Source organism: Pseudomonas brassicae, from assembly GCF_010671725.1.
Classification (GTDB): domain Bacteria; phylum Pseudomonadota; class Gammaproteobacteria; order Pseudomonadales; family Pseudomonadaceae; genus Aquipseudomonas; species Aquipseudomonas brassicae.
This window is the reverse complement of sequence record NZ_JAAHBU010000053.1, coordinates 1-11,848: the sequence shown is the minus strand read 5'-3', so window position 1 is coordinate 11,848 and position 11,848 is coordinate 1. Positions and strand designations below refer to the sequence as shown.

Sequence of the window (11,848 nt, the reverse complement as noted above, 5' to 3'; positions counted from 1 at the left end):
AAAATTTCTGACACCCCCGCCTTCAGATCTGTGTGGCGCCCCGTCGCTCGCACAACGCCTCCAGCAGATCACGTAACGCCAAGCCATCCTCATTCAGCGCCGGCCGCGCATACAGCACCAGCTCCAATCCTTCGATCGGCGCAAAACCGTCGTCCACGCCCAGCACCCGATGCCCAGCGCCCACGCTGCGGCTGGGGATCAGGCTGATCCCCAAGCCCGCACTCACCGCCGCCACCAGGCTGGTCAAGCTGGTGCTCGAATAGCTGATGCGCCAACTGCGTCCAGCTGCCTCCAGCGCGTTGATCATCTCCTGCCGATACAACGCGCCCACCGGAAACACCACCAGCGGCACTGGCTCCACCACCCGCACCAACGCAGCACTGCATACCCACGACAACGGCTCGCGCCAACGTGCATGGCAATCACGCTCCGCACCCCATTGCTTGACCAGCAGCACGTCCAGCTCGCCATTGCGATAAAGGCGCAGCAACGGGTGGCTCAAGCCACTCTCGACCTCCAGGCGTACCCGCGGACGCTGGCCAATGAAGCGGCTGAGCGGCTCGGTCAACACGTCGCCCGCCAGGTCTTCCGGCACGCCCAGGCGCAACGCCCGCTCCGGTTGCACCGGGCTGAAGGCCTGGCGCGCTTCTTCGTCCAGGCGCAGCAGGCGCCGGGCAAAACCCAGCAGGCGCTCGCCGTCCTCGGTCGGCCAGATCTGTCGCTGACTGCGGTCCAGCAGGCGCACCCCCAGGCTCTGCTCCAGGCGGATGATCTGCTGGCTGATGGTGGACTGGGTCAGGTGCAGGCGCTGCGCCGCACGGGTGAAGTTGCCGGTTTCGACCACGCCCACAAAGCTGCGCAACAACACGGGATCTAGCATTCGATTACCCACTGACATGCATGAAATCAATTAATTTCATGCTACACGCGCTGCTCGGGATAATCGCCCCTCATTCAACTCACGCCGACAGGAGCGCCTGCCCATGGCCCACGAACCGTTCATGCAGCAAGCCCTGGCATTGGCCAGGGAGTCGATTGCAATCGGCGGTCGCCCGTTCGCGGCGGTGCTGGTGCATCAGGGGCGGGTGATTGCGCAGGCCGTCAACCAGATCCACCTCACCCAGGACCCCACCGCGCACGCCGAGCTTCAGGCAATCCGCCTGGCCAGCCAGGTGCTCGGCAGCCCACGCCTGGACGGCTGCGAGATCTACGCCACCGGCCACCCTTGCCCGATGTGCCTGGCCGCCATGCACCTGTGCGGCATCGAGCGCGCCTGGTTCGCCTATAGCAATGAAGACGCCGAGCCCTATGGCCTGTCGACCGCTGCTGTGTACACGCAGATGGCGCGCCCGCCCCAACAGCAGTGCTTGCCGCTGCTTCAGCTCAAGCCTGCCGGCGAGGGCGACCTGTATGCCGCCTGGCAACAGGTGCACCAATGAAAAACCAACAGACCCGTGGCCCATTGCTGCTGTTGCTGGTGATTGTCATGGCGCTGAACCTGCGTCCGATCCTTACCAGCATCGGCCCGTTGCTCGAAGACATCCGACGCAGTACCGGGTTGGGCTATCAACAGGCCGCACTGCTCACGGCCTTGCCGGTGCTGTGCATGGGCCTGGTACCGCTGTTGCAACCCTGGCTGCGGCGCTGGCTGAGCGAGCAGGGTGCGATGCTGATCGGCCTGGCCGCCATTGCACTGGCCTGTGGCTGGCGCCTGGTGCTCGACTCTGGCCCGGCGCTGGTGGCCAGCGCGGCACTGGCCGGCCTTGGTGTAGCGTGTATTCAGGCGTTGATGCCGGGGCTGGTCAACCGCTGGTTCCCGCAGCGCCTGGCGATGGCGATGGGGGTGTACTCGGCGGCACTGATGAGTGGCGGCGGGGTGGCCGCGGTGCTCGGCCCACGGGTCGCCGAAGCGTTCTCACGCTGGCAGGTCGGGCTCGGTGTGTGGCTGCTGCCGGTGTTGCTGGCCTTTGCCGTAGGGTGCTGGGTGCGCCCGCAACTGCAGGCAGCGAGCGGGCGCGGGACGGCCAGCGGGCACCTGTTCGGCAGCCGCCGGGGCATGGTTGCTGGCGGTGTATTTCGGGTTGATCAATGGGGGTTACACCAGCATGGTGGCGTGGCTGCCCGCCTATTACCAGCAGGTCGGCGGCAGCGCCCAGGGCGGCGGCGAACTGGTCGGGCTGATGACCATCTTCCAGGTGCTGGGGGCGTTGGGGTTGCCGTTGCTGCTACGCCGCCTGATGGACCGGCGGCCGGGCCTGTGGCTGGCGCTGTCGGTGCAGTTGCTGGGGTTTGTCGGCTTGCTGCTGGCGCCAGCGGTGGCGGCTGTGTGGGTAGCACTGATCGGCTTTGGCCTGGGCGCCTGCTTCAGCCTCAGCCTGACCCTGACCCTGGAGCATCTGAAGACGCCGGCCAGCGCGGGTGTGCTGGCGGCGTTCGTGCAAGGCGTCGGCTTCATCATCACCGGCATCGTGCCCTATGTGACCGGCTGGCTGCGTGACGTCAGCGGTAGCTTCCAGGCGTCCTGGCTGCTGCTGAGCATCACCGTGGTGATGATGCTGCTGGTCACCTGGCGCTTCGCGCCCGACGGTTATGCCAAGGCGATGGCGGGTGTTGATCCCTCGGGGCAACGGGGCGGCGCAGGTGGCGCCACCGGAGTACAGTCGGCACCTGAAGCTGGCCAAGGTGTGCAGTGATCACGGTTGATCGACAGGTGTGCCGGCGTGGTCCGGCAGTGGTAGCCTTGCAGGGTCATTCGCACCGGATTTGCCCATGGCCGCGCACAAGCACAGCATTCGTCAACGCAACGTCGACAGCATTCTTCTGGCGGCAGAGAGGGTGTTTGCCGAAAAGGGCTTCGCCGGCACGGCCATGGCCGACATCGCCGAGGCTGCGCAGTTGCCGCGCAGCAACGTGCACTACTACTTCAGCACCAAGACCGACTTGTATCAGGCGGTGCTGTTCGGCCTGCTGGAGGTGTGGAAGCAGGACGCGCTGTGCTTCGAACTGTATGACGACCCGCGCATCGTGCTCAGCGCCTACATCCGCGCCAAGATGAACCACTCCTGGACGCGGCCCTACGGCTCCAAGGTGTGGGCCGACGAGATCATCCATGGTGCACCGCACCTGGGCGCCACGCTGGATGAGAGCCTGTACGGCTGGGCCAAGCTCAAGGAGCACAAGATTCGCCAGTGGGTGGAGGAGGGGCGCATCCTGCCGGTAGAGCCTTCGGGGCTGCTGTACATGATCTGGGCGTCGACCCAGCACTATGCCGACTTCAGTCACCAGGTGAACCTGCTCAATGCCCACCAGCCCTTGAGCGAGCCGCAGTTCGAGCGTGCGCTGCAGACGGTGACCAGTGTGATCCTGCGCGGGATCGGCCTGGCGCCCTGACGGCTGGCGAAGATCTCGCCCGGGTCTAGAGCCGGGTGTACTGCATGCGCCAACTCGCCCGATGCGCCTCGCCCTCGCGCAACAGCACCAACCCTGGCCGCCCTGGCAGGTGGTGGGCATTGACCGGGTGGCTCACCGGCTCGAAGCAGAAGAACGGCTGCCCCGGCGGGCAGAACAGCAGGTAATAGCCAAACCCTTCGGCCCGGCAGTCCAGGTGATAGCCGGCATCTTCCTGCTCGATCCGGCACACTCCATCCCAGCCCACGAACGCGTTGTCCACCCGCTCGCCCGGCAGTCCATTGCCCTGGCGCAGGTCCCATTCTGCTGGCAGCTCACTCAACTGCGTCGACAACTGCTGCGCATCGCACAGCCACACGTGGCTGGCCTGGGCCGTTACCCGCGTGGCAGGCGTGCGCACAAAGTAAGGATGCAGCCCCAGGCCGTGCCAGGCAGGCTGCGCATCACGGTGCGTCACGCTCAGCTCGATGCTCAGGCAGCCCTCCTCCAGGCGAATGTACTGCTCGGCCTGATAGGCGAAGGGCACCCGGCTTTCCAGGCGCAGCAGTACCGCCTGGTCGCTCTGCTCGATCACCTGCCAGGGCTGCTGCCAGGCACTGCCATGCACCGCCAGCGGTGAACCCTCGGTATTGGCCGGCAACGCCATCCAGCCCTCGGGTGTGTCGAAGCCGCCCGAGCGACCCGGTTGGACCATGGCACCAGCGGATAGCAGCCCAGTTGCCGTGGCGAGGTTGCCGCAACGTGGCAGGGCGCAGCAGCGCGCGTTCATCGTTCAGCGTGGTCCAGCTCACCAGGCTGCCACCCAGCTCGGGGGCCACAACTGCCCGAGTTAGACGGTCCTGAAGCGTTACAGCAGTTTTCATCGAAGGTTCCCTTTACGATATTTACAGATGATTGACCTATAAATCGACACGTTTCATGCATATAGAAGTGTTGTCGTACAACTTCGTAAGCTATAGTGGCTGTTCATCCGTAAACCGAGACAACAGTTCGCTATGGACAACCAGATCGTCCAACCCCGTGTTCGTAGAAAGCATCGCAGCCTAGGCCAGGAGCTGGTCACCGAGCTTTCACGGCGCATTCGTGACGGTGAGATCAAGCGCGGCGCAAAGCTGCCCACCGAGTCACAGATCATGGAAGAACAAGGCGTCAGCCGCACCGTGGTGCGTGAGGCCATTTCCCGCTTGCAGGCTGCAGGCCTGGTGGAAACCCGCCATGGCATCGGCACCTTCGTGCTCGATACCCCAAGCCCGAGCGGCTTTCGTATCGACCCTGCCACCATCGTCACCCTGCGTGATGTACTGGCCATCCTCGAGCTGCGTATCAGTCTGGAGGTGGAATCGGCGGGGCTTGCCTCCGCACGGCGCACCGACGAGCAGTTGAAGCTGATGCGCGAGGCCCTCGATGCGCTGGAAAGTGGCGCGGGCAATGCCAGCGATGCCGTGGCCGCCGACTTCCAGTTCCACCAGCAGATCGCCCTGGCCACCGGCAACCGCTACTTCACCGACATCATGCTGCACCTGGGCACCAGCATCATCCCGCGTACCCGGGTGAACTCGGCGCGCCTGACCCATGACGACCAGCAGCATTACGCGGAGCGCCTGAGCCGCGAACATGAGGACATCTACCAGGCCATCGCCCGGCAGGACGCCGAGTCGGCGCGTGCCGCCATGCGCCTGCACCTGACCAACAGCCGTGAGCGCCTGCGCCAGGCCTACGAAGAAGCCGAAGCGCAAGCGCTGCACGGCTGATGCGGGTACGGCTGGCTGCGCCCTGCAGCCAGCGTCATGGCTCAGGCCCGCGCCAGCGGTTCGGCCAGGCCCTTGACCCCCGGGTTCAGTGCGAACACCCCTCCGGCCAATGGCTGATCGGCCAGGTCCACGCCTTGCGGGCGAATCGACGTCACGAACAGCGTGTCCAGTTGCGGGCCGCCAAAGGCGCACATGGTCGGCTTTTTTACCGGCAGTTCGAGCGTGCGGTCCAGCTTGCCTTCGGGGGTGAAGCGCAGCACCAGGCCGGAATCGATCGCGCAGATCCAGTAGCAGCCTTCGGCATCCACGGTGGCGCCATCGGGTCGGCCGGGGTGGTTGTTCATGTCGATGAATACCCGGCGGTTGTGCGGCGTGCCGCTGTCGATGTCGTAGTCGAAGGCCCAGATCAGCTGCACGCCAGGGTGCGAATCGGAGACATACATCGTCTTGCCGTCGGGGCTGAACGCCATGCCGTTGGGCACGGTCAGCTCGTGCAGTCGGGCCTGCAAGAGCTGCACCGGGCCGCCGACCTGCGGTTCGTAGCGGTACAGCGCACCGACCTTTTCGGCCCCCATGTTGGTTTGCATGGTGCCGGCCCAGAAGCGCCCCTGGCGGTCGCAGCGCCCGTCGTTGAAGCGCATGTTCTCGCGGGCGTGTTCGACGCTGGCGCGTTTCTCTGCACGCAGGCGGCCATCGGCCTGGGGGGTGAGCTGGAAGATGCCGGTTTCCTGGGCGCCCAGCCAATGGCCTTGCGGGCTGCGGGCGATGCAGGCGAGCATTTCGTCGGCCTGCCAGGACGTGGTCTGACCATCGAGCTGCCAGCGGTGCAGGCGCCCAGCGGGGATATCGACCCAGTACAGGGCGTTTTCGTGAGGTTGCCATACCGGGCTTTCACCGGTGGCATTGCGTGCGTCGACGATGAGTTCGGCGGTCATGAAAAGGTCTCGGTAGGAGCCGGCCTTGCCGGCGAAGAGGGCGGCGCTGTATCAGATGGGGCGTGGCGTCTGCTGCGCGGAAGCTGGCTCCTGCAGGACCCAGCCTTCCCGGCATTCAGGGTTCAATCACCAAACGGCCCGGCCGCGCAGAACGCGCCGCCTTGCAGCACGGCATTCGGATCATCTGCCGCAGGCTTGGGCAACTGTTCCATCTGCGCACGGAAGCGCTCCGAGCTGTCCTGTGGCTGGAACCCCAGGTGCGCCGCGTAGCGGTTGTTCCACCACAGGTCGCGGTTGGCCGACACGCCGTAGACCACGGTATGTCCGACGTTTTCGGCGAGCAGCGCGCGCTCCACCAGGTGCGCCAGGTCCGGGTAGCTCAGCCACGTGGACAGCATGCGCAGGTTGCGCGGCTCAGGGAACGAGGAGCCAATGCGCAGGCTCACGGTTTCGATGCCGTAGCGGTGGAAGTAGAACGTTGCCAGGTCTTCGCCGTAGGACTTGGACAGCCCGTAGTAGCAGTCCGGGCGGCGCGGGGAGTGTGCGTCGATCTGTTCGCTCTGCGGGTAGAACCCGGTGACGTGGTTGGAGCTGGCGAAGATCACCCGCTTGATCCCGTGCTTGCGCGCGGCTTCATAGATATGGAAGGTGCCGCTGATGTTGGCTTCGAGAATCTCTTCGAACGAGCGCTCGGTGGAAATCCCGCCCAGGTGCACGATCACGTCCACATCCTGAGCCAGGGCCAGCACGCCGGCCTTGTCGGCCAGGTTGCAGTTGATCACTTCTTCATGGTCGCCAGCCGGTGGCGCCATCGGGCTGATGTCGGAGACCCGTACAACGTTGGCGTGCGCCTGCAACGCTTCGCGCAGAATCTGCCCAAGGCCCCCGGCGGCGCCGGTCAGCAGCAGGCGATTGAAGGGTTTTGGGGTGGCGGAGGAGTGTGGTGTCGTCATGGCGGGCGCCTTCAGTTAGAGTTCCGTTATGTGTCGTCAGATGACAAAACCGGGCCGTCTTTAGGACGGCCCGGTTGCTCGGCATTACATGAAGTTGTACTGGATCCCCAGGCGCCAGCGAGCCTGGCGGTCATCCGTGGTGGAGTTGACCTTGACGTCGCCTACCTCCATGAACGGTGCCCACTGCTTGTTGATCTTGTACTTGACGATCATGTTCTGCTCGTAGTCGCTCTTCTTGTTGTCGTAGCGGATGTAGTCGGTATCGAAGTAGATGTACTGGTACTCGAAGGCCCACGGGCCTTTGGGGGTGAAGCCCAGCCAGCCTTCGAGGCGAGTGGTGTTCTGGTTGTCCTTGGCGCGGTCGTCCTTGCTGTGGTCGATCACATCGCGGTCCAGCCGCTTGGCGTCGTGACGCACGCGGGTGGCAACGTACCAGGTGTCGTTGATCTTGTAGTTGTACTTAAGACCGAACTTGTAGCTGGTGGAGTCTTTCCCGCTGTCCATCTGGAACGCCGGGGTCAGCGTCGACTTGGGGCTCAACTTGTAGTTGTAGTCCACGGTGAATTCATGGCCGTTGTTGACCAGGTTGTCATACGCGACGTCTTCGCGGTCACCCGCGGTCTTGTACTTGATCTCTGCACCGAAACCCAGGCCGCTGTCCATCCGGTAGTTCAGCTTGATGCGGTCGGAGTGGATGCTGTCGTCTTCGGTGAAGCCGTGACGGTAGTTGATGCTGGCCGAGTCTGCGCAGGCATAAAAGGACAGGCCGAGGGTGCTGATGGCAATGAGGCTGCGGAGTGTTGTGTTCATGCGATCTTCTTTTTTTGTTTTTGTTGGGGTCGTTATGAAGCGTGCTGCCAGGGACGGTTGCGGGTAGAGGAGGGCTCCTTGGAGGTCAATTTCGACGTACGTTATCGTACAACATTAGGGCTGTCTACGATTTATTCGCGTAGTTGTAGGATGATTCTTATAAACCGCTCAAGAACAGGCTTTCTAGCGGCATTCATGAGATTTATTGGGTGCTAAAAGCCCTTGTAATGCCGTAAAACAAGGGCTGTAGAGGTGGGTGACGAAAGGTTTGCAAGGGAGCTTTTCAAGTGTTGTACGATGACGTATGATCGATTCCAGAGCGTGACACACCCGCCACAAATCCAATAAGAAGGCTCAGACGTCCATGATCATCACTGCTGTTAACGTCCAGGTTTTTTCCTACCCCACCCGCCGCGCTGTAGACAGTGCCGGCCATGCCCACCCGGGCGACGTCACCCAGGCCAAGATGGCCTTGCTGCGCATCAAGACTGAATGCGGCAACGAAGGTTTTGCCTTCGGTGCGCCTGAGCTGATCCGTCCTTATGTGCTGGACGGCTTTGTGCGCAAGGTGCTGGTTGGCGCCAATGCCTTCGATCGCGAGAAGATCTGGCACGACCTGGTGCACTGGCAGCGCGGCAGCGCCAGCCAGTTGACCGACCGTGCCCTGGCGCTGGTCGAGCAAGCCCTGTGGGATTGGGCCGGGCGCAAGCTGAACGTGCCGGTGCACAAGCTGATCGGCGGCTACCGTGACAAGGTGCCGGCCTACGGTTCGACCATGTGCGGCGACGAGCTGTCTGGCGGCCTGTCCACCCCGGAAGAGTACGGCCGCTTTGCCGAAACCCTGGTCAAGCGTGGCTACAAGGCCATCAAGCTGCACACCTGGATGCCGCCGGTATCCTTCGCGCCAAGCGTGAGCATGGACATCAAGGCCTGCGCCGCAGTGCGTGAAGCGGTCGGCCCGGACATCGCGCTGATGCTCGATGGCTACCATTGGTACAGCCGTACCGAAGCCCTGACCATCGGTCGTGCGCTGGAGAAGCTGGACTTCGCCTGGTTCGAAGAGCCGATGATGGAAGACTCGGCCGAATCCTACGCCTGGCTGGCGCGTGAGCTGTCCATTCCGGTACTGGGCCCGGAAACCCTCGCCGGCAAGCACCTGAGCCGTGCCAGCTGGGTCAAGAACGACGTGTGCGACATCCTGCGCGCCGGGGTTGCCGGCGTCGGCGGCATTGCGCCGTGCCTGAAGGTGGCACACATGGCCGAGTCGTTCGGCATGGATTGCGAGATCCACGGCAACGGCGCGCCAACCTGGCGGTGGTCGGTGCGATCAAGAACTGCACCTGGTACGAGCGCGGCCTGCTGCACCCGTACCTGAACTACGACGAAGTGCCGGCCTACCTCAAGCGCCTGGTCGACCCGATGGACGAAGACGGTTTCGTGCACCTGTCGGACCTGCCAGGCCTGGGCGAGGAAATCGACTTCGACTTTGTCGAGACCAATACGCTGCACAGCTTCTGATTCGTGCATGGCGGCACGCGCCATAGCGTGCGCCCGAGAGTCCAATAACTATAAAAAGGCTATCTCACATGAGCGTTCTCCCCAAACTCTGGGCGGGGGTCTTTGCTGCATCGCTGGCAATGACCTCGGTACCTGCCGCTTTCGCCAAGACTCCGGCCGACCAGCTGATCGTCGGCATGAGCATGATCAACCTGCTGTCCCTCGACCCGGCTGCTGCCACCGGGCTGGATGTCTCGGAAGTCAACGCCAACCTGTACGACATGCTGCTGGTGCAGGATGTGAAGCAACCTGACAGGCTGGTGCCGGCCCTGGCCGAAAGCTGGACGGTCAGCGATGACCGCAAGACCCTGACCTTCAACCTGCGCAAGGGCGTGAAGTTCCATTCTGGCAATGACCTGAGCGCCGAAGATGTGGCCTGGTCGCTGCAGCGCGTGATCAAGCTCAACCTGGCCCTGGCCTCCACCTGGAAAGCCTACGGCTTCACCGCCGGCAACGTCGCCCAGCACATGCGTGCCACCGACGAATACACCTTCGTGGTCGAGCTGCCGCGCGTGACCGACCCGATGCTGGTGCTCAACACCCTCGCAACCTCCCCAAGCGCTTTCATTCTTGACCGCAAAGTGGTGCAGCAGCACCAGAAAGGCGATGACATGGGCGGCGCCTGGCTGACCACCCACGCCGCCGGCAGCGGTCCGTTCGTGCTGCAGGACTGGCGCGCCAACGACGTGATCCTGATGAACCGCTTCGACGGTTACTGGGATGGCCCGGCCAAGCTCAAGCGCATCGTGATGCGCAACATGACCGAGTCGCAATCGCTGCGCCTGATGGTTGAACGTGGCGACCTGGACCTGGCCAAGGGCATGGCAGCACCGGATATCGAAGCGCTGGAAAAATCGGACAAGGTCAAGGCCCAGACCGTGCAGCGCGGCACCCTCTACTACGTCGCCCTGAGCGTCAAGAACAAGCCATACGACGATGCGCGCGTGCGCAAGGCCGTGCGGTCGCTGATCGACTACCAAGGCATCAACAACACCGTGATGCCGCACTACGGCCAGATCAACCAGCGTCCGTTGCCGTTGGGCCTGCCAGCGCGTCTGGACGATCCGGGCTACACCCTGAACGTTGCCGAAGCGAAAAAGCTGCTGGCCGAGGCCGGTTACCCCAACGGCTTCAAGACCACCATTCGTGTGCTCACCGAGCCACCGTTCATCAACATCGCCTCCAGCCTGCAGTCGACCCTGGCCCAGGCGGGCATTCAGGCCACCATCGTCACCGGTACCGGCAACCAGGTCTACGGTGCCATGCGTGAACGCACCTTCGACATCCTGGTCGGGCGTGGCGGCGGCGGTGCCGAGCGCCACCCGCATTCGAGCCTGCGTACCCTGGTGTACAACCCGGACAACCGCGATGAGGCCAAGCTGAGCAACTTCCAGGGCTGGCGTACCTCGTTCTACAGCCCCGAGTTGAACAGCCTGATCGAACAGGCGGAAGTCGAGCCCGACAAGGCCGTGCAACTGGCCCAGTATCAGCAGATCCAGAAAACCCTGGACGAGCAGGTGGGGGCGATCCTGCCGGTATCGCAAATGACCGACACCGTGGTGCTGTACCACGATGTCCAGAATTACCAGGGCCACACTGCGGCCACCACCCGTTACAAAGACGTCTACAAGTCGCGTTGAGCGGGCGAGGGGCGTACGCGCCCCTCACGCCTCGGTGATTGGTGAACGCTTTTTCAGGAGCCTGTTATGTTTCTTTCGACTGCCTCTGTGCTGGGCACCCGCGTGTCCGGCACTGCCCGCCGGGCCGGCACGGTCCTGGTGACCCTGCTTGGTCTGCTGGCGCTGACCTTCTTCATTGGTCGGGTGATGCCGCTGGACCCGGTGCTGGCCGTGGTCGGTCCGGACGCCGACAGCTCCACCTACGACCAGGTGTACCGGGCCATGGGCCTGGACAAGCCGATCTGGACCCAGTTCGGGCTGTACCTGAACGACTTGCTGCACGGTGACTTCGGCAACGCGCTGCTCACCGGCCACCCGGTGCTTGAAGACATCAAGCGCGTGTTCCCGGCCACCATCGAACTGGCCACCCTGGCGATTCTGTTCGGCATCCTCATCGGCCTGCCGCTGGGCGTGGTCGCGGCCAGCAACCAGGGCCGCGTGGGCGACCATGTGGCACGGGTGATCACCCTGTTCGGTTACTCCACACCGATCTTCTGGGTCGGCATGATGGGCCTGCTGGTGTTCTACGCCTGGCTGGGCTGGGCGGGCGGGGCAGGGCGTATCGACCTGGCCTACGACGGCATGGTGCCCGACGTGACCGGCCTGCTGCTGATCGACTCGGCACTGGCACGCGACTGGGACGCCTTCTCCAGCGCACTGCGCCACATCGTGCTTGCCGTCGTTGATCCTGGGCCTGAACTCGGTGGCCTACATCAGCCGCATGACCCGCAGCTTCATGCTTGAACCAGCTGTCC

8 protein-coding genes and 4 pseudogenes are annotated in these 11,848 nt (G+C 63.7%); 7 read left to right on the top strand and 5 right to left on the bottom strand.

The window, feature by feature from the left end:
- Positions 1-22: 22 nt before the first annotated feature.
- Positions 23-880, bottom strand: coding sequence for a LysR substrate-binding domain-containing protein (locus G3436_RS05125; RefSeq protein WP_163942052.1), 858 nt, complete (start codon positions 878-880; stop codon positions 23-25).
- Positions 881-983: 103 nt separating this feature from the next.
- Here G3436_RS05125 and G3436_RS05120 point away from each other — a divergent pair, with 103 nt between their 5' ends.
- From G3436_RS05120 to G3436_RS05110, 3 genes and pseudogenes are all read left to right on the top strand, one after another.
- The gene (locus G3436_RS05120) at positions 984-1,439 is read left to right on the top strand and encodes a nucleoside deaminase (RefSeq protein ID WP_163942049.1); all 456 of its coding nucleotides are present in this window, start codon (positions 984-986) and stop codon (positions 1,437-1,439) included.
- A pseudogene (locus G3436_RS05115) lies at positions 1,436-2,693 on the top strand (CynX/NimT family MFS transporter). The gene G3436_RS05120 and the pseudogene G3436_RS05115 overlap by 4 nt, the downstream one beginning before the upstream one ends.
- A 76-nt stretch (positions 2,694-2,769) precedes the next feature.
- Complete coding sequence (locus G3436_RS05110; protein WP_163942045.1) at positions 2,770-3,390, top strand: TetR/AcrR family transcriptional regulator; 621 nt, start codon at positions 2,770-2,772, stop codon at positions 3,388-3,390.
- 25 nt (positions 3,391-3,415) lie between these two features.
- Here G3436_RS05110 and G3436_RS05105 read toward each other — a convergent pair.
- Positions 3,416-4,271 (bottom strand): annotated as a pseudogene (locus tag G3436_RS05105) (aldose 1-epimerase).
- 132 nt (positions 4,272-4,403) lie between these two features.
- On the opposite strand from G3436_RS05105, the gene G3436_RS05100 reads away from it, so the two are divergent.
- Entirely contained in the window at positions 4,404-5,159 is a 756-nt protein-coding gene (locus G3436_RS05100) for a FadR/GntR family transcriptional regulator (protein ID WP_163942042.1), read from the top strand.
- A 41-nt stretch (positions 5,160-5,200) separates the two neighbouring features.
- Here G3436_RS05100 and G3436_RS05095 read toward each other — a convergent pair whose 3' ends face one another.
- From G3436_RS05095 to G3436_RS05085, 3 genes are all read right to left on the bottom strand, one after another.
- Positions 5,201-6,094 (bottom strand): SMP-30/gluconolactonase/LRE family protein, encoded by an 894-nt coding sequence (locus G3436_RS05095; protein WP_163942038.1) that lies wholly within the window; start codon positions 6,092-6,094, stop codon positions 5,201-5,203.
- A 122-nt stretch (positions 6,095-6,216) separates the two neighbouring features.
- Entirely contained in the window at positions 6,217-7,047 is an 831-nt protein-coding gene (locus G3436_RS05090) for an NAD-dependent epimerase/dehydratase family protein (RefSeq protein WP_163942034.1), read from the bottom strand.
- An 84-nt stretch (positions 7,048-7,131) separates the two neighbouring features.
- A complete protein-coding gene (locus tag G3436_RS05085; protein WP_163942032.1) occupies positions 7,132-7,857 on the bottom strand; it encodes an oligogalacturonate-specific porin KdgM family protein in 726 nt (241 codons plus the stop codon).
- 364 nt (positions 7,858-8,221) lie between these two features.
- Here G3436_RS05085 and G3436_RS05080 point away from each other — a divergent pair.
- The 3 genes and pseudogenes from G3436_RS05080 to G3436_RS05070 form a co-directional block, all read left to right on the top strand.
- Positions 8,222-9,375, top strand: a pseudogene (locus G3436_RS05080) (mandelate racemase family protein).
- 68 nt (positions 9,376-9,443) lie between these two features.
- Entirely contained in the window at positions 9,444-11,054 is a 1,611-nt protein-coding gene (locus G3436_RS05075; RefSeq protein WP_163942029.1) for an ABC transporter substrate-binding protein, read from the top strand.
- A 66-nt stretch (positions 11,055-11,120) separates the two neighbouring features.
- Positions 11,121-11,848, top strand: a pseudogene (locus G3436_RS05070) (ABC transporter permease); the annotation flags it as partial.